This is a genomic window from Rhizobium sp. BK456, assembly GCF_014194045.1.
Classification (GTDB): Bacteria; Pseudomonadota; Alphaproteobacteria; order Rhizobiales; family Rhizobiaceae; genus Rhizobium; species Rhizobium redzepovicii.
Window position 1 is genome coordinate 139,568 of record NZ_JACIAO010000007.1, and the last position, 16,325, is coordinate 155,892.

A 16,325-nucleotide genomic window follows, 5' to 3' on the forward strand; every position below is an offset into this window, starting at 1 on the left:
GAACGCCATTTGTCGATCTCACCGCCGGATGTTATATGCGCGCTGAAGAGATGATCCCGCCCCATGGCGGTGCGGCGCCATGCGGCCCCCAAGAACAACGAATTATGGAACGTCGATGACGCAGAAGAGCCCGATTTTCGCGGTCGCCCCGATGATCGACTGGACGGATCGGCATTGCCGTTATTTCCATCGCCAGATCAGCCGGCAGGCGCTGCTCTATACCGAGATGGTGGTGGCCGATGCGATCATCCACGGTCCGCGCGACCGGTTGCTCGGCCATGACGCAGCGGAACATCCGCTGGCCCTGCAACTCGGCGGATCGGATCCGGCCAAGCTTGCCGAAGCGGTTAAGATATCGGAATCCTACGGTTATGACGAGATTAACCTCAATGTCGGCTGCCCCTCCGACCGGGTGCAGTCGGGCACCTTCGGCGCGTGCCTGATGCTGACGCCGGAAACGGTGGCCGAATGCATCGCGGCGATGAAGAGGGTCGCAACCGTGCCGGTGACGGTGAAATGCCGGATCGGCGTCGACGAGCAAGAGCCGGAACAGGCCCTGCCGGAGTTGATCACCCGCGTTCTCGATGCCGGCGCCGACGCGATCTGGATCCATGCCCGCAAAGCCTGGCTGAAGGGCCTGAGCCCCAAGGAAAACCGCGAGATCCCACCGCTCGACTATGAGATCGTCTACCGGATGAAACAGCGCTGGCCCGATGTCCTCATCGGCATCAACGGCGGCATCCGCACGCTTGATGAAGCCGCCGCCCATCTCGCCCATGTCGACGGCGTCATGCTTGGCCGCGTAGCCTATCAGAATGCGGCGATCCTTGCCGAAGTCGACCAGCGCTTCTTCGGCGCTCCCGCGGGAGAACCGGACTGGGAAGACCTGCGCGACCGGATGATGATCTATGCCGAGCGCCATATCGCCAGTGGCGGTCGGCTGCAGCACGTGGCCCGCCACATGGTCGGCCTGTTCACCGGCCTGCCCGGCGCCAGGCGCTACCGCCAGATCCTGTCGACCGACGCGGCCAAAAGCGGTGCCGGGCCGGAGGTACTGGCCGCAGCTTTTGCGGCAGTGGATTTTTCGGGAGTGGAGCAGGAGGCGGTCAGCGCCTGACGGAACATGACGTCTTTGTCACGACGTCCGCGCCACCGGCAGCAAGGTCTTCTTTTCGATCCGACCCGCCACCGAGAACACCAGTATCTCCGTATCCCGGTCGATCCTGCTGCCATCCATCAGCCTGACGATATCGTCGACACCGCCGACCGGACTGCCGTCGATGGCGAGGATGTAATCGCCCTCCTGCAGCCCTCCCTTTGCTGCCGGTCCGTCCGGCTCGACGCGCCGGATGCGAACGGAGGTCGTCTGCACCGTGCCAGCCGCAAGCGCGACGCGGCGCGGCAGCACGATCGTATCGCCTGCGATACCGATGAAGGCGCGCCTGACCCGGCCGTAGCGGAGAATTTCCGAAACGACAAAATTGGCGGTATTCGACGCTACGGCAAAAGCGATGCTCTGCGCGCCCTGGATGACGGCGGTATTGACGCCGATGACCTCCCCGCTGGAAGACACCAGCGGCCCGCCTGAGTTGCCGGGATTGAGCGCCGCATCGGTCTGGATGACATCCTCCATCAGGCGGCCGCTGGCTGCCCGCATCGACCGGCCGAGCGCCGAGACGATGCCGGCGGTGACAGTCCATTCGAAACCGAGCGGGTTTCCGATCGCGATGGCGATATGGCCTCGGCGCAACCGCTGGGAATCTCCGAGCCTCGCCCAGGCGCCGGTGCTTGTGTCGGCGCGAATGACGGCGATATCGGTATCGACATCGCGGCCCAACACCCGGCCTTCCGTAACGAAGCCGTCGGGCGTGGTAATGCGGACGACTTTGGCGTCGTCGACGACATGGCTGTTGGTAATGATCAGGCCGTCTGGCGAGACGGCGAAGCCCGACCCATGCCCCTGCCGGCCACCGACCCTCTCGATCCGGCTGACGGCCGGCCCGACCGTGTCGACTGCTGCTGCGATCGATTGTGAATAGGCATCGATCAGCGCCCCATTATTCTGAGGCGCTATCGCTTTGTCCATGTAACCCATGATTTGATCCTCAGGCGGGAATAACCGTCGTCCGCGGCCCAAGCGGTCTTGGTTGCGACGGTTCGCCATCATACTGTTGTTGAGGATTAGATGGTTGGGCCTCGAACGCGGTTCAAGTGAGCGAGGGTAGCTCCCGCAATTGCGATAGCACGCGAGCATAACTAGGCGGACAGCTATATCGAACTACCCGGACAGATATCTTGAACGAACGGCAAAAAACTGGCTCACTGCAGATGTTCGCCCGTGCAATCCGCTGCCCTCGATACGCTATGACCAGCCTGTTACGGCGACAATGCATCGAACCATACAAACTGCGGTCATATCAATAGAATAGAAACAGGCCTTCAATAACAACATCGAGCCGGCGTTGCCTGCGGCTTAACCTTCTTGCCCAAGCCTCGCGCGGCAGCGCTCGTCGTCTTGCCAATTCTGCCGGCAACGGCGCAAATTTCCGACCGCATCAACCCCACCAACAAGGAAGCTATGAAATGAGCAAAGTCACCACCAAGGACGGCGTCGAGATCTTCTACAAGGATTGGGGGCCGAAGGCCGCTCAGCCGATCATGTTCCATCACGGCTGGCCGCTCTGCTCCGACGACTGGGACGCCCAGATGCTTTACTTTCTCGAGAAGGGCTACCGGGTCGTCGCCCATGACCGGCGCGGCCACGGCCGCTCGACCCAGGTCGGCGAAGGTCACGACATGGATCATTACGCCGCCGATGCCGCAGCCGTCGTCGAGCATCTCGATCTCAGGAACACCGTCCATGTCGGCCACTCCACAGGGGGCGGCGAAGCGACCCACTACGTCGCCCGTCATGGCCAACCCCAGGGCCGCGTCGCCAAGCTCGTCATCATCGGCGCCGTACCGCCCATCATGGTGAAAACGGCTGCTAATCCCGGCGGCCTGCCGATCGAGGTGTTCGATGACCTGCGCAAGCAGCTCGCCGCCAATCGCTCGCAATTCTACCGTGACCTGCCGGCTGGCCCATTCTACAGCTTCAACCGGCCGGGTGCGAAGGTGTCGGAACCGGTCATCAACAATTGGTGGCGCCAGGGCATGATCGGCGGCGCCAAGGCGCACTACGACGGCATCAAGGCCTTCTCGGAAACCGACTTCACCGAAGACCTGAAGATCATCACCGTGCCGACCTTCGTCATGCACGGCGACGATGATCAGATCGTGCCGATCGCCGACTCCGCTTTGCTCTCGTCGAAGCTGCTGCAGAACGCCACGCTGAAGGTCTACGAGAAATTTCCGCACGGCATGTGCACCACCCATGCCGACATCATCAATCCCGACATCCTCGCCTTCATCAAGGGCTGAACGATCAATCCGCCGGGCGCCGATCAGGCGCCCGACGGCCGGCATCACAAAAGGGCGCTGTCGCCGCAGACTGATCGATTGATAGCCGGTGACGCATTTTCTCATGAAACCGTTTTCGCCGATTTGCGTTTAGCGGCCATGACAAGAGAACGTGAACCCTCATCAAAGGCTTACCGGCAGGATCGGTTCGAGAACACCGAGCGAGCTGCCAAGGAAACCATCGAGGCTGAACAGCGGGCCCGCCGGGAGAAAACCAAGCGGCTGAAAGAACTGCGCCTGTCGAAGCAAATCGGCAAGGACCCCACAACCAAGTAGATTTTCTGTCAGGTCGAAACGCTCATCGCTATCATCCCATACCGCGCTGCCTCGCCAGTATCCTTCCGAGTGGGCGCTCCCCGAATTGTTTTGAATATCGGACGTTCGCCCATCTTGCAGAGCAAGGATCGCGAAATTATCTTTTTTTCACCGTTAGCGATTCACGGCATCGAAAGAGGGTAGATTGCGATGTCAGACAAGCTGTTCAGCACGCGTGACGAACCGCTCGCATCCGAAGACCTCGATGTGTGTAGGCGGGTCCATGAAGCGCTGTGTAGCGAGTTCCAGATCGACCGGTCAGGCGAGCAAGCCGACCGCCTCGGCGCTCTTATCATCGAGCTTTACCGGCAAGGCGTGCATGACGAGAGCCAGCTTCGATTGCTGGCCGGCGGGAAGCGAACCTGATAACGCAATTCCGCCGCGCGCTGGAAGAGCATCCTTCAGCCTCCGGCAGGACACGCTCCGCCGGTGGCCGAGCTGCTTTTTACGTTAGCGGATACGCACATAGGTCATCCCTCCCCATCCCAAAATGAAACCAATTGCCTTCCGCTGCGTTATGCCCTGGATACATCCGTTTACCCAAGGTGAGTGAAATGAACAGGTTCGCCATCATTGCGCTGTCGATAGCCACGGCTTTCTCCGGAGTGCCGGCTTCGGCAGGCCCGGTCTTCGTGCCGAACACCATGCAATCGGCTCCGGGGTCAGGTAATGCCGATGCCCGGATTATGACCGTCGGCTGCAGTCCTTACTCCATCGTCTGCTCGCGCTACGGCGAAACCCGCAGATACAACAATAACCGCAGCTACTATCGCGATCGCCACTATGATCGCGACCGCCACTATCGCGACGACCGCTACGGCTGGGATCGCCGCTACGATCGCCGGTATCGTCACCACGACAATAGCGGCGCCATCATCGGCGGCCTGGCTGCCGGCGCCCTCATCGGCGGCATCATCGCCTCGCAGCCGCGCGCCTATTCTTCACCCGGCTACAGCTCGCATGCCGACTATTGCTACAGCCGCTACCGGTCCTATCGCGCCTACGACAACACCTATCAGCCTAATTACGGCCCGCGCCGCCAGTGCCGCTAGCCCGTCTACCCGTCAGCAGCAAGCCTCGCATGAAGATGCGGGGCTTTTTTTGATCTTGCTCGGGCAACGCCTGCGCCATCAGTGACGCCCGCGCCCCAAAACAACTCGCTTCCCAACAGCGCCCAGCCGTGCTTGTCTTCCAGCTTGTGAGCCGCGCGGATCGAACCTCTGAATTGCGCCGCCGGCTGGTCTCCCGATCCACGCCGCGCCGGAGACCAGGCCCATATTTTGGGCGAACTCCAGCGGCTACGCCAGCACAGATCGGGGTTCCTCAACGGCCTCATTGCTGGTGACCAACGGGGCAGCGGGATCCGATCGCCGGAGTTGATCACCCGTCTGTTCTGGATATGGGACGGCGAATTCTGCGGCAGCATCAGCCTGCGTTTTCAAGCCGGCACCGAGGAACTGCCGTCCGAAGTATCGGGACATGTGGGATACTCCGTCGTGCCGTGGAAACAGCGCAACGGCCACGCGACCACCGCCCTTAAACTGCTGCTGCTGGTCGCGGCAAAGGAAGGCCTCCACCGCCTCGTCATCCTCTGCAACGAGGACAATCATGCCTCGCGGCGCGTGATCGAGCGCAATGGCGGTGAATTGTTTATGCGCGGCCCGCATCCCTCCGACAGGCCCGATCAGCTCAAACTCTATTTCCGGCTGAAGGCAGGAGCCACCGGCTGACGTGAAAATGCGGGACGGATTTCCAGACGGACGGAACACGGGCCTTGCCCGCCTTTGCTCCGTCCGTCCCGTCAGCCTGGGCGGGGCTGAGCGCGCATTTTTTCAATAAGTCGCCGCCGGTGTCGGCTTCTTCTCCGTCCATTGCGGCGGCACGCCGTATTTGGCGGCCACCGCGCCGATCAGTCCGGGCGATCGCCCGAAGGCATCGCAGGCGGCGTATTTCGGTTTTCCGCCGAGCCAGGATTTCATCCGCTGCCCAGACGGCAGCGAGATATCCACACCCTTCGGCTCCCTGCCCTTGATCAGCATCCGGGAAAACTCGCTGCTGAATTTCGACGCCAGGCTATAGGCATCGCCGACTTCGGAAACGCGGGGCGTGTTCTGCAGCGAGTTTGCCCCACGCGACCAGACGATCGCCGCCCGCTGCACGCCACCACTGTCGACGGCCTCCGCCTCGACCGCCAGTCCGCCGAGACCGGCCGGCAGCCGCGGCACGGCGACCGGCAGCACGAAACCGGTACCAACGGTGACGACGGTGGAAACACCAGCCATCGCCTTATTGGTCGGTACGATGTCGGTAACGACGGAGCGAATCGTCAGGTCCGCCGGCTGGCCTGAAGAGACCAGCTGAAATTTGTCGCTGAGCGAAATGCAGAGCGCTCGGTCCAGCGCATTCGCCACCATCACACGGTCCGCGTCCGATTTGACACGGGTCGCGGCGCTGAAAGCGAAGCTCGTCGGCACGATGCTCACCGTATTTGCCGAGATAAGGCGCGTCCCATCGACATAGACGCGCGATTTCGACAACTTGCCCTTCGGCGCGCCGAGATTGCCGTAGGAGGAAAGCGTGCCGGCCTCTTTGAGCGGCACCGAGCTGCATCCTGCCCCTGCCATAGCGAGCGCCATCAACACGGCGAGAGACAAGCCTCTCGGCGCCCATGGCAAAGAAAATGGAAATGGATTGCTGAGCACGCTGTCTGGCCTCCGTCGCCGGTAGCGCATAACCCCGAAAGTCGAAATCGATTTTCGGAAAATTATGCGCGGGTTTAAAGCGCTAGAGCGTCCTTGGCGCGTCTTGTAAGACGCGCGGCGCTCTAGGTGTTTAGTCTCCAGCGAAAGTGGCGGTCGAGAATTGCCGCAACATTACAGGCCGCTTCCGACAGGCGTACGCGTCTATGCGAGTTCGATCGTCACCCGCGTCCCGGCAACACTGCTTTCGATGCCGACTTCGCCGCCATGGTTTGCGGCGACCTGCCTGACGAGGCTGAGGCCGAGACCGGCGCCCTTGCTTCTGGGGGTGACGCGATAGAAGGGCTCGAACACCAATTCGCGATGTTCGGCCGGAATGCCCGGCCCTTCGTCGGCGACGCTGATCCTGTCGCCGCCCGAAACCGCGCGCGAGACCGAAACCGTGATCATACCTCTGTTGCCGCCATGATCGATGGCGTTGCGCACCAGGTTGCTGACCGCCCGCGGCAGGGCGGAAGGGCTTCCGCGGCGTTCAAGCCTATCCGCATCGCTTTGAAAGCAGATCTGGTAACCGCCCGCGATTGCCAGCGGCGCGAGGTCGGCCACCACGGTACGGGCGATGCCGACGAGATCGACCGTTTCGTCAAGATCGACCGCCTGGTCGTTTCGCTCGAAATCGAGGAGCTGCTCGGCCGCCTCGGCCAGCCGCGCCACGTCGTCGAGCATCCGCCGCCGCTCCCGGCCGTCGGGCATCCCGTCGATACGTGTCTGCATGATGGCGATCGGGGTGCGCAGTTCATGCGCAGCATCGATCAGGAAGCGCTGGCGCTTGCGGAATTCATTCTCCAGCCGTTCCAGCGCGCCGTTGAAGGCCGCTACCAGCGGGGACACTTCCCGGGGAATGCCGCTCACGGGAAGGCGTGCGCCCTGCCGGCGCGGGTCGATTGCCGCCGCCTCACGCGCCACCTCGCTGATCCCCCTCAGCGACCGCCCGACGATCCTCGGGACCGCAAAAAACACCGCCGGCAGGGCGATCACCAGAAGCGGCACATAGATCGGATAGGTCTCTGTGAGCATGGTCAGGAAGGTGGCGCTCCGGCTCGGGTTGCCGCCATACATCACCCGCAAAGGCCCGATCCCGGTCTCGACGCTGTCGATCGAGGCACTCTCGCCGACAGATGCGGCACCGCGTATATCGGCCTCCTTGATCAGATACACATAGGGGCCGAGCGCCTGATAGGCCTCCGGCACGGCGCCATAGGAAACCGTCTGCCCGTCCGGCGTCGCCACGACGAACCAGAGCCTGTCGCTCTCGGCCTTGAAGGCGCGAAGACGCGGGCTGTCGGTCATGACGAGCCTGCCTTGAGCATCGCGGGCCAGCGCCTCATCGAGCGCCACAGTCAGCCTGTCTTCCGTGGCGACGTTCGGCGAAAGGATTATCGCCCCATAAATGCAAAGGCCGACGATGACAGCCGCCACCACAGCGACGAAGACGATGCTGAGCTGCCAGCTGAGTCGCCACCACAGCGACGGATTGGCGTCTTGCGCCTTGGCCATCATTCTTCCTTCATGAGATAGCCGACGCCGCGGATATTATGGATCGCGACGCCAGCGCCGGCATCGATCAGTCGCTTGCGCAGCCGCGAAATATGCGCGTCGAGCGCGTTCGACTGGATCTCCTCCTCGTAATTATAAACCGCCGCCTCCAGCGTCGAGCGGAGCACGGTCTTCTCCTTCCGCCTGGCAAGGGCTGCCAATACCAGAAGTTCGCGTCGCGGCAGGTCGAGCGGCACCGTGCCGACCGTGACGCTGAGGTGCAGCGGATCAATCACCATCCGCCCGGCGGCAATCTGCAATTCGGCAAGATCCGGCGCCCGCCGCAGCACCGCCCGCAGCCGTGCCATCAGTTCTTCCACGAGAAACGGCTTGCCAAGATAGTCGTCGGCGCCGAGGTCGAGGCCTTCGACCCGCTCCTTGGGCTCGTTGCGCGCCGTCAGCACGATGATCGGCGTATGTTTTCCGGTCCGCCTCAGCTCCGGAATGAAGCTCAACCCCTCTCCGTCAGGCAGGCGCCGGTCGAGCAGAATCGCGTCGTAGTGGTTCTGCCGCGTCAACTCGACGGCATCGGCCAGATGCATCGTGTGGTCGGTGACGATCCCATGTTTGCCGAGTGCTGCCGACAGTGCCTCGGCCAGTTCCCTCTCGTCTTCTATCAACAATATTCGCATCGCCCGCCTGTGTCTCAGTTTCCCTTTTCTCCGCCACAAGGGTTGCGGCAGCATTGCGGAGCTTGCAAGGCGCCGGTCATGCTGCCGCAATTGTCGAGGTCCAGCACAGAAGATATCCGCGGCGCCTAGAAATCGAGATGATCAGACCTATCCTTCGTCTCCTCACCAGACATGCCCTCTCCGCCTTCATCGTCGCGGCGCTGCTCGCAGCCCCGCTCGCAATACTGCACTCGCTTCACGGAAAAGCGGCGTTCGAGAGCGGCCTCATGATGGAGGTCCGATGACCGTCTGGCCAGCTGCCTCGCAATAGGCCGAGAAGGCCTGAAGATAGGCCTGCACCCTCGAACGGTTCTCCGCCGTCTCGACCGCCCGCAACACCTCGGCCGGTTCCAGCTTCATCAGAGGAAGCCGGAGAAAGATATCCGCTGCGAACCGATCGGTGATGGTGGCAAGGATCGTGCGCAGGCCCTCCAGCATGTCATCGCCCCGATGCGATGCGTGCAGCAGCGCAACGGGCTTGTGGACGATCTGCTCGCCAGAGACCAGCCAGTCGATCGCGTTCTTCAGGCCGCCGGGGATGGATCGCACATATTCCGGGCTGGCGATGATCACCCCGTCGCTCCCAGCGATCGATGCGACGAAATCCCGCACGGCCGCCGGCAGAGCTTCCCCCTCGAGATCGGGCGAGAATACCGGCAAACCTCCCACACCATCGAAGATCGCAATTTCGATATCACTTGGGGCAACGGCGCGGACAGCCCGCAGCATGGCCGTATTGGTGGAATCGCGCCTAGCGCTGCCGGATATTGCGAGAATCTTCATGAGCCCAACAGCGATCGATTGACCGCGGCTGTCAACGCAAAAGGCTGTGGCGCCGCGCGTCTTTTCGGAACGGCAGGCGGCGCGGGAGCGCTTCGAATTGCGCGATTGAGGGAAAGGCAAAAGCGACTTTTGCTTGCACTGGCCGAGCCCGGCGTTAGCTTGGGTTCCAATCCTGACAGCTGCCGAATCGGCGGGAAATACAGATGACGGCTTTGATCGAGGCACGGGGCGTCAGCAAACGCTTCCGGCAGCACAAAAGATTTCCGGGTTTTCTGGGCGCCCTGAAGACGCTGGTGACGAGCGAATATACCGAAGTTCTGGCCGTTTCCGACATCGATTTCGACGTCGCGGCCGGCGAAGCGGTGGGGTATCTCGGCCCCAACGGCGCCGGCAAATCCACGATGATCAAGATGATGACCGGCATCCTGGTGCCGAGCGCCGGCACGCTCTCGGTGCTCGGCCGCACGCCGCATCTGAGCCGCATGGATAATGCACGCGATATCGGCGTCGTCTTCGGCCAGCGCAGCCAGCTGTGGTGGGACCTGCCGCTGGTGGACAGTTTTACCTTGCACCAGCGCATCTACGACATACCCGTTGCCCGCTATACGGATAATCTCCGGCGCTTCAGCGAGCTGCTCGACCTGACGCCCTTTCTCGACCGCGCGGTGCGCCAGCTCAGCCTCGGCCAGCGCATGCGCGCCGAAATCGTGATGTCGCTGCTGCACGATCCGAAAATCCTCTTTCTGGACGAACCGACCATCGGGCTGGATGTGGTCGCCAAGGATGCGGTGCGGCGCTTTCTTGCCGAGATCAACCGCGAGCGCGGTGTGACCATCATCCTCACCACCCACGACCTGCAGGACATCGAGACCATCTGCCCGCGGCTGATCATGGTCGATCACGCCAGGCTGATCTTCGACGGCGAATTGAGGAGCCTGCGCGCCGCCTTGGGTTCGGCCCGGCGGCTGACCCTCGAATTTGCCAGCGACCCCGGGCCGCTGCCGCTCAGCACCGCTTCGCTCGTCAGCGACGAGGGCCTGCGCAAGAACTATCTGATCGAACGCGAAGACGTTTCGCTGGTCAGGATCCTGTCGGAGGTCGGAAGCGACCGCGGCCTCAAGGATGTGGCTTTGCACGAGCCGGACATCGAAGAAGTCATCCGCACCTTTTACCAGGGGCGCAACGCCAGGGCGCGGGCGTCATGAGCGCCTATCTCGCCTTTACCCGGAGTTCCTTCCATTCCCAGCTCGCCTATCGCAATGAGGTCTGGGCCAACATCTTCGGCAAACTGGTGCAAGTATTCGCCCGCGTCGCCATCTGGCAGGCCGCCTATGCCGGCGTCAGTGCAGTCGTGGTCGACGGGGTCTCGCTGCAGCAGATGGTAACCTATGCGCTGCTCGGCGGCACGGTGATGGGCGCCACCCGGCCTGAAAGGATCATCGGCGAGATCGGCCGGTCGCTCAAAACAGGCGATATCGCTGTCTGGTTGCTGAAGCCGCTATCCTATCCGCTCTATCTCTTCGCCAACGAATGCGGCAGCTTTTTCTATCGGCTGATGACGCAGGTGATCCCAACCATCGCCTTCACCGCATTGTTTTACGGCATGCTACCGCCGGCAAGCCTGTTCCACGCCCTGATGTTCATTGCCTTCTGGGCACTTTCCTTTACGCTCCTATTCCTGATGTCGGCGTTCTTCGGCCTCATCGCCTTCTGGCTGATGACGAGCTTCTCACTCGACTGGATCCTCGGCGCCCTGCTGCAATTGTTCTCCGGCGTACTCGTGCCTTTCTGGTTCTTTCCCGAGCCGCTGGCGACGGTCGCCCGCCATCTGCCCTTCGCCTGGGTCGTCTATTATCCCAATGCCGTCTATCTCGGCCGGCTTTCGACTGCCGACACCTGGCTTCATCTTGGCCTCGGTCTCGGCTGGGCCGGATTGTTCCTCTTGGGCGTCCTTTGGCTATGGCACTCAGCCTCCACCCGCATCACCGTGCAGGGAGGCTGACCGTGCTCCTCCACCACCTCCGCGTCATCCCGTTGCTGGTGCGCATGTATGTCCGCTCGCAGATGGAATATCGCGGCGCCTTCTGGCTCGATCGTCTTGCGCAGATCCTCTCTTACGGCAGCGTCTTCGCCACCATCGGCATCCTGCTAGCGCGATTCGACACGCTCGGCGGCTGGACCTGGCCGGAGTTGGCGCTGTTGTTCAGCTTCCAGCTGCTCGCCTATTCTCTCGGTGCAGCAATGAGCTTCGTGCAACTGCGCGACCTGGAAGAACTGGTGCGGCTTGGCACCTTTGATACGCTGCTGGTCAAGCCATTCAGTCCCTGGGCCTATCTGATCTTTTCCGGTCTCAACATCAGCTACGCCGGCCACGTCATCCTCGCGGTGGCGCTGATGGGCTGGGCCGTCCTATCCGTCGATTTCGGCTGGTCGGTCTGGTCCGTGTCATTCCTCATTGCCACGCTCACCAGCGCGGCGTTGCTGACCGCCTCGTTGATCACGATGATCGGCGCCACGGCAATGATCTGGGTGCGCTCCAATCACTTGTTCTCGATCTTCTTCGGCTTTTGGGAATTGACGCGTTATCCCCTCAACATATTTCCCGGCGGCATTCAGATCACCCTCATCACCGCGGTGCCATTAGCCCTCACCAGTTCGGTTCCCGTCGCCGCCCTGCTCGGCAAACCCGTCCCCATCCTCGGGGACTGGGCCGCGCCTGCGGCTCTGGCGGCCGGCCCGGTCTGGGTGCTGATCGCAATGGCGTACTGGCGCTACGCCACCGGGAAATACCAGGGCGCCGGCGGCTGATCGGGCCGGGTGATTTCCCACGATATCAGGAGGCCAGCGCCGACGATTTCGCTCGGACCTCGAGGAACGCCGCCGTCAGCTTGGCCAGCACCGCCGAGGTGCGCGTGCCGTTGGCTCCGCCGATCGGATCGACGATATGGATTTGCCGGAGATCCTTCATGAAGTCGTCCCAGAGCGGCGGCCCGCCTTCTTCGAGAAGCTGCGCCCGGATGCTCAGCTCCTCGCTGACAGGCAGATGGCGCCGCCCCCAGGCGCCGATCATAGCGAAGACGGAAACAAGCTGGATGGCCGGCTCCTCGAGGCTGTAGATTGCCTTCTGGCTGTGGCTCGGATCGTCCCGCTTGCTGATAAACCCCAGCGAGAGCAGGCGCTTCAGCCTCGCCGCCAGGATGTTGGAGGCGATCCCCTCTTCCGAATGGGTCAGAAGATCGCGGAAATGGCGACGGTTGCCAAACATGATGTCCCGGATGATGATGAGGCTCCACCTGTCGCCCAGCACCTCCATCGTCAGGTTGATCGGGCAGCCCGACCGCAGTTCGATATCCACGACATGCACTCCTAGAAAAAACTGGTTGCAATATAGGATCACTCGTGAGATAACGCAACCGGTTTCAAATCGCAATTAGATGGAGGAGAACATGTCAAAGGTGCGTGTCGCAGGGTTTTCCCTGTCCGTAGATGGTTTCGGTGCGGGTCCGGAACAAAGCATGCAAGATCCGCTCGGCAAACGCGGAGCCGAGATGTTTCAATGGTTTTTCCATACCAGCACTTTCCGCGCGATGCAGGGAAAGGACGACGGTTCACAAGGGATTGACGAGGACTATGCCGCCCGCGGCATGGCGAATTTCGGCGCCTTCATTCTCGGGCGCAACATGTTCGGCCCCATTCGCGGCGATTGGCCTGATGAGAGCTGGAAGGGCTGGTGGGGGCCGAACCCGCCCTATCACGCGCCAACCTTTATCCTGACGCACTACCCGCGCGAACCCCTCGTCATGGAGGGCGGTACGACCTTTCACTTCATCACCGGCGGCATCGAAGATGCACTTAAAAAGGCGAAGGCTGCGGCCGGCGACAAGGACGTGAAAATCGGCGGCGGGGTCAGCACCGTCCGCCAATATCTGCAAGCCGGCCTGATCGACGAATTGCATTTCGCCATCTCGCCCGTCGTGCTCGGCAAGGGAGAAGCGATGTTCGCCGGCATCGACCTGCCCGCCCACGGCTTCCGCGTCGCCGAGCATGTCGCCACTGAACACGCCACACATATCGTGCTGGCAAAATAAACCAGCCGCCGATCTGACTTGATATCGCCTTTGCCAGCGCGCATGCCGCAGGATGTCTGCGGCAAAGATGGCGATGACGACGGTCGGAAGCACCGGCAGCCTAGCCGCATCCAAAGCGTCCGCAACATCAAGACCGAAACCCCGATGCAGAAGATCAGACAATCCTTAGCAGGTGCCGGTCTGACGGCCGTCAATACATCCCGTTGGCCCCTGGAGCCGGCCCGGAACCGTACGTCATCGCACCATTCTAAAATGGCAGTGGTGTTCGCATTTTATAAGCGTAAAATTATATTGTCGGCCATAAGATTTTTCGGCGGGACCGCTTAAGAGTTGCTGCGGGTTCTTGCCGGTCAACGGAGTGCGCGTGATGCTCCAATCCCTGATTTACCTCGACGACCGCGAAATAATCCTCGTCACCGATGCCGTTCGGCAATGGTGCTCCGACAGGAAGGTTGACGTCGACAGCGTCGAAGGACGCCGCGCCGTCACCGCCGCCGTCGATCTTGTCCAGACGACCACCGACCGCGACAGGCTTTTGGCCGAACTGTCGAAGCATCTGGCTCACCAGTAGGGCCATCGATCCATCGAACTTCTTCTAAAGACGCTTTTCAAAAAACGTGTCGGGATATGGGTCGTCATTGAAACGGCCGATCTCAACCCAGCCGCTTCCGCGATAAAGCTGTTGCGCCTCGGAAAGCGCGCTGTTCGTATCCAGGCGCAGGAGCTTGACGGACAGTTCGCGGGCGATGGTCTCGGCGGCCGTCATCAGGCATGTTGCGAGCCCGAGACCACGTGCGGATGGGGCGACCCACAATCTCTTAACCTCTGCGACCTCGCCGCCATCGCCCTTCATTCCAACGCAGCCGATCGGCAGGCCATCGGACATGGCCACCAGAAACGCACCGCGCGGACGGATCATATCCGTGGCATCGGGATCGCGGGACAGCGACACATCGAAACCCTTCTCGAAGCGGCGTGCAAGTTCGCCGTAATATTCGCTTAGGCAATAGCGGGCATCCTCGTGCCGAGGGTCCTTCTCCTCGATCACGATCTGGTCGCGCTTCAGCGAGGAAGCAATCATATCCATGGCGCACAGAAGTTCTTCCGGACGGCGATGGCGCGCCAGAAATGCTTCCGCCTGCGCATTGGAAAGCGCTTCATAGGCTTGAAACTCGGACCGGCCGTTTTCGGTCAATCTGACGACGCGGCGACGTGCGTCCTCAGCGTTCGGCACCGTCTCGATGAGACCCTCCTCTTCCAGGCTGCGCAGCAGGCGGCTCATCAAGCCGGAGTCGAGGCCCAGATAATCGCGGATCGCGGCAACATCCGATTGTCCCCGGCCGATCGAATTGAGCACGCGGGCAGCCCCCAGCGGACGTCCGCGTCCGAGGAACGAGCTGTCGAGAGCCCCGACCTCGGAGGTGACGGCACGGTTGAAGCGACGGACGCGAGAGATAGGATCGCAAACCATATTATCTGACTTAAGTCAGATAACTGCCGCTGTCAATTTGGAGCGCACTGGCCGGTCGCCGGCCTGCAGCTATCTTGCCGATCAGCATCCCCTCGCCTATGGGATGACAACGTCCCGCAAGGCTCTCCAGTGTTCCGTCTTACCCTCCACGTCCTGATCGTCGTCATTCTGACGCTGCTCACGCAGATCGGCGGAGTCGCCTATCTCATCGCCCTCGCCGCGTCACGCGCCTGGCGCATCCGCCGCTTTCTGGCAAAGCTGACCAAATCGCGCCACCCGCTCCCCGATCGGCTATTTCGCCTTCGAAGAGCCGGCACCAGGCGACGAACTGCCATGCCAAGGCCGCAACGACTGGCTGACCACACGCTGGGATTTCGACGCGCTGCAGCCATTGTTTCCGGCCTATGGCATCGAGGAGCAGCGCACATCGGCCGCGGTCGCCTGGCTGACCAGCGAAGGCGTGGCACGCTTCGGCCTGCAGAAAATCTTCATCGAGCCGCATCTGAAGAACGCGCTTGGCATCACCGACAGCCACGTCCGCTTCCAAGGCTGCCGTGCCGCCCGCCACGACGACCATATCCATATCCAGATTGAATGAGGGACGTTGCTCCGTATGAATATTTTCATTCTGCTGATCGGTTTTCCGGGCGTCGGCAAACTCGCGATCGCCAAAGAATTAAGTCCGCTTGTCCCCGCAAAGATTATCGACAATCACTGGTTCAACAACCCGATACTGCGCCTCCTGGATGACGGCGGGACGTCCCCCCTCCCGGAAGGAATATGGGAATATACCGGCAGGGTTCGGCAAGCCGTCTTGGATGCGATCGTGGCCTATAGCGCGCCTTCGGCCAATTTCATCTTCACGCATGCCGGGATTGACGGCGATCAGCGAAGCATGCGCACGTTTCAGCAAATTGCTGCCGCAGCACAACAACGCCAAGCCTTGCTGGTGCCAGTGCGGCTGCTCTGCGATGAGGACGAGTTGGCGCGCCGGATTTCGACACCGGCACGCCGTGCCCACCTGAAATCCACAGATGCGGAGGCGTCGAGAAAACGCAGCCGACAAGCTTGCGTTCTCGATCCCCAACATCAAAACACCCTCGTCCTGGATGTCACTTTCGCATCACCGCAGGAAAGTGCGGCCGCCATTCGAAATCACGTATTGAACGCCGCAGGCAATCCCTGACGTCGTTACTTTCCAGCCCAGCGATAGCGAATCCGTCGTGAATAAGCGGGTGCTGCT

General features: G+C 61.6%; 18 protein-coding genes and 2 pseudogenes. 13 read left to right on the top strand and 7 right to left on the bottom strand.

All coding sequences use genetic code 11. The annotated features are described in order from the left end of the window. The first annotated feature begins 115 nt into the window (after positions 1-115). On the top strand, positions 116-1,117 hold the full coding sequence (gene dusA, locus FHX03_RS20380; protein WP_183855160.1) for a tRNA dihydrouridine(20/20a) synthase DusA: 1,002 nt from the start codon (positions 116-118) through the stop codon (positions 1,115-1,117). Positions 1,118-1,135: 18 nt separating this feature from the next. Here the strand turns inward: dusA and FHX03_RS20385 are convergent, their stop codons facing one another. Further along, entirely contained in the window at positions 1,136-2,095 is a 960-nt protein-coding gene (locus FHX03_RS20385; protein WP_097625918.1) for a S1C family serine protease, read from the bottom strand. Between the two features lie 488 nt (positions 2,096-2,583). On the opposite strand from FHX03_RS20385, the gene FHX03_RS20390 reads away from it, so the two are divergent. From FHX03_RS20390 to FHX03_RS20410, 5 genes and pseudogenes are all read left to right on the top strand, one after another. Beyond that, a complete protein-coding gene (locus tag FHX03_RS20390) occupies positions 2,584-3,420 on the top strand; it encodes an alpha/beta fold hydrolase (protein ID WP_097625919.1) in 837 nt (278 codons plus the stop codon). Between the two features lie 81 nt (positions 3,421-3,501). Further along, entirely contained in the window at positions 3,502-3,735 is a 234-nt protein-coding gene (locus tag FHX03_RS20395; protein ID WP_375166047.1) for a hypothetical protein, read from the top strand. Positions 3,736-3,924: 189 nt separating this feature from the next. Continuing rightward, positions 3,925-4,140, top strand: coding sequence for a hypothetical protein (locus tag FHX03_RS20400; protein WP_097625921.1), 216 nt, complete (start codon positions 3,925-3,927; stop codon positions 4,138-4,140). Positions 4,141-4,328: 188 nt separating this feature from the next. Beyond that, positions 4,329-4,826 (top strand): BA14K family protein, encoded by a 498-nt coding sequence (locus FHX03_RS20405; RefSeq protein WP_097625922.1) that lies wholly within the window; start codon positions 4,329-4,331, stop codon positions 4,824-4,826. A gap of 177 nt (positions 4,827-5,003) precedes the next feature. Beyond that, positions 5,004-5,504: pseudogene (locus FHX03_RS20410) on the top strand (GNAT family N-acetyltransferase); the annotation flags it as partial. A gap of 102 nt (positions 5,505-5,606) precedes the next feature. On the opposite strand, the gene FHX03_RS20415 reads toward FHX03_RS20410, so the two are convergent. From FHX03_RS20415 to FHX03_RS20430, 4 genes are all read right to left on the bottom strand, one after another. Further along, positions 5,607-6,506, bottom strand: coding sequence for a DUF3313 domain-containing protein (locus FHX03_RS20415; protein WP_097625923.1), 900 nt, complete (start codon positions 6,504-6,506; stop codon positions 5,607-5,609). A gap of 171 nt (positions 6,507-6,677) precedes the next feature. Next, the gene (locus FHX03_RS20420; RefSeq protein ID WP_097625924.1) at positions 6,678-8,030 is read right to left on the bottom strand and encodes a sensor histidine kinase; all 1,353 of its coding nucleotides are present in this window, start codon (positions 8,028-8,030) and stop codon (positions 6,678-6,680) included. Further along, complete coding sequence (locus tag FHX03_RS20425; RefSeq protein ID WP_097625925.1) at positions 8,030-8,701, bottom strand: response regulator transcription factor; 672 nt, start codon at positions 8,699-8,701, stop codon at positions 8,030-8,032. Before FHX03_RS20425 ends, FHX03_RS20420 begins: the two co-directional genes overlap by 1 nt. Positions 8,702-8,965: 264 nt before the next feature. Further along, positions 8,966-9,523: an NADPH-dependent FMN reductase gene (locus FHX03_RS20430; protein WP_097626066.1), complete on the bottom strand. Its 558-nt coding sequence runs from the start codon at positions 9,521-9,523 to the stop codon at positions 8,966-8,968. Between the two features lie 203 nt (positions 9,524-9,726). On the opposite strand from FHX03_RS20430, the gene FHX03_RS20435 reads away from it, so the two are divergent. Genes FHX03_RS20435 through FHX03_RS20445 form a run of 3 tightly spaced genes read left to right on the top strand, consistent with a single transcriptional unit; the run spans position 9,727 to position 12,331 of the window. Then, positions 9,727-10,728, top strand: a complete 1,002-nt coding sequence (locus FHX03_RS20435) for an ATP-binding cassette domain-containing protein (RefSeq protein ID WP_183855162.1) — start codon at positions 9,727-9,729, stop codon at positions 10,726-10,728. Beyond that, positions 10,725-11,525, top strand: coding sequence for an ABC transporter permease (locus FHX03_RS20440; protein WP_183855164.1), 801 nt, complete (start codon positions 10,725-10,727; stop codon positions 11,523-11,525). Before FHX03_RS20435 ends, FHX03_RS20440 begins: the two co-directional genes overlap by 4 nt. Next, on the top strand, positions 11,483-12,331 hold the full coding sequence (locus FHX03_RS20445) for an ABC transporter permease (protein ID WP_183855165.1): 849 nt from the start codon (positions 11,483-11,485) through the stop codon (positions 12,329-12,331). The genes FHX03_RS20440 and FHX03_RS20445 overlap by 43 nt, the downstream gene beginning before the upstream one ends. Before the next feature lie 25 nt (positions 12,332-12,356). Here the strand turns inward: FHX03_RS20445 and FHX03_RS20450 are convergent, their stop codons facing one another. Beyond that, the gene (locus FHX03_RS20450; protein WP_183855167.1) at positions 12,357-12,878 is read right to left on the bottom strand and encodes a winged helix-turn-helix transcriptional regulator; all 522 of its coding nucleotides are present in this window, start codon (positions 12,876-12,878) and stop codon (positions 12,357-12,359) included. A gap of 91 nt (positions 12,879-12,969) precedes the next feature. Here FHX03_RS20450 and FHX03_RS20455 point away from each other — a divergent pair, with 91 nt between their 5' ends. Beyond that, on the top strand, positions 12,970-13,611 hold the full coding sequence (locus tag FHX03_RS20455; RefSeq protein WP_131711771.1) for a dihydrofolate reductase family protein: 642 nt from the start codon (positions 12,970-12,972) through the stop codon (positions 13,609-13,611). A 367-nt stretch (positions 13,612-13,978) separates the two neighbouring features. Continuing rightward, positions 13,979-14,182 carry a hypothetical protein gene (locus FHX03_RS20460; RefSeq protein WP_097625931.1) on the top strand — a complete coding sequence of 68 codons (204 nt, stop codon included), beginning with the start codon at positions 13,979-13,981 and terminating at the stop codon, positions 14,180-14,182. Between the two features lie 24 nt (positions 14,183-14,206). On the opposite strand, the gene FHX03_RS20465 is transcribed toward FHX03_RS20460, so the two are convergent. Then, positions 14,207-15,082 carry a helix-turn-helix domain-containing GNAT family N-acetyltransferase gene (locus tag FHX03_RS20465; protein ID WP_097625932.1) on the bottom strand — a complete coding sequence of 292 codons (876 nt, stop codon included), beginning with the start codon at positions 15,080-15,082 and terminating at the stop codon, positions 14,207-14,209. 129 nt (positions 15,083-15,211) lie between these two features. Between FHX03_RS20465 and FHX03_RS20470 the strand changes: the two are divergent. Both FHX03_RS20470 and FHX03_RS20475 read left to right on the top strand, forming a co-directional pair. After that, positions 15,212-15,680: pseudogene (locus FHX03_RS20470) on the top strand (hypothetical protein). Positions 15,681-15,695: 15 nt separating this feature from the next. Further along, positions 15,696-16,268: a chloramphenicol phosphotransferase gene (locus FHX03_RS20475; protein WP_183855169.1), complete on the top strand. Its 573-nt coding sequence runs from the start codon at positions 15,696-15,698 to the stop codon at positions 16,266-16,268. The last annotated feature ends 57 nt before the right edge of the window (positions 16,269-16,325 follow it).

What these genes read in the sequence shown, in the direction of transcription:
- FHX03_RS20440 (WP_183855164.1), top strand. Translation starts at nt 10,725, where the DNA reads ATGAGCGCCTATCTCGCCTTTACCCGGAGTTCCTTCCATTCCCAGCTC.
- FHX03_RS20455 (WP_131711771.1), top strand. Translation starts at nt 12,970, where the DNA reads ATGTCAAAGGTGCGTGTCGCAGGGTTTTCCCTGTCCGTAGATGGTTTC.
- FHX03_RS20425 (WP_097625925.1), bottom strand. Translation starts at nt 8,701, where the DNA reads ATGCGAATATTGTTGATAGAAGACGAGAGGGAACTGGCCGAGGCACTG.
- FHX03_RS20400 (WP_097625921.1), top strand. Translation starts at nt 3,925, where the DNA reads ATGTCAGACAAGCTGTTCAGCACGCGTGACGAACCGCTCGCATCCGAA.
- dusA (WP_183855160.1), top strand. Translation starts at nt 116, where the DNA reads ATGACGCAGAAGAGCCCGATTTTCGCGGTCGCCCCGATGATCGACTGG.
- FHX03_RS20475 (WP_183855169.1), top strand. Translation starts at nt 15,696, where the DNA reads ATGAATATTTTCATTCTGCTGATCGGTTTTCCGGGCGTCGGCAAACTC.
- FHX03_RS20435 (WP_183855162.1), top strand. Translation starts at nt 9,727, where the DNA reads ATGACGGCTTTGATCGAGGCACGGGGCGTCAGCAAACGCTTCCGGCAG.
- FHX03_RS20415 (WP_097625923.1), bottom strand. Translation starts at nt 6,506, where the DNA reads ATGCGCTACCGGCGACGGAGGCCAGACAGCGTGCTCAGCAATCCATTT.
- FHX03_RS20405 (WP_097625922.1), top strand. Translation starts at nt 4,329, where the DNA reads ATGAACAGGTTCGCCATCATTGCGCTGTCGATAGCCACGGCTTTCTCC.
- FHX03_RS20430 (WP_097626066.1), bottom strand. Translation starts at nt 9,523, where the DNA reads ATGAAGATTCTCGCAATATCCGGCAGCGCTAGGCGCGATTCCACCAAT.
- FHX03_RS20420 (WP_097625924.1), bottom strand. Translation starts at nt 8,030, where the DNA reads ATGGCCAAGGCGCAAGACGCCAATCCGTCGCTGTGGTGGCGACTCAGC.
- FHX03_RS20465 (WP_097625932.1), bottom strand. Translation starts at nt 15,082, where the DNA reads ATGGTTTGCGATCCTATCTCTCGCGTCCGTCGCTTCAACCGTGCCGTC.
- FHX03_RS20390 (WP_097625919.1), top strand. Translation starts at nt 2,584, where the DNA reads ATGAGCAAAGTCACCACCAAGGACGGCGTCGAGATCTTCTACAAGGAT.
- FHX03_RS20445 (WP_183855165.1), top strand. Translation starts at nt 11,483, where the DNA reads ATGGCACTCAGCCTCCACCCGCATCACCGTGCAGGGAGGCTGACCGTG.
- FHX03_RS20460 (WP_097625931.1), top strand. Translation starts at nt 13,979, where the DNA reads ATGCTCCAATCCCTGATTTACCTCGACGACCGCGAAATAATCCTCGTC.
- FHX03_RS20385 (WP_097625918.1), bottom strand. Translation starts at nt 2,095, where the DNA reads ATGGGTTACATGGACAAAGCGATAGCGCCTCAGAATAATGGGGCGCTG.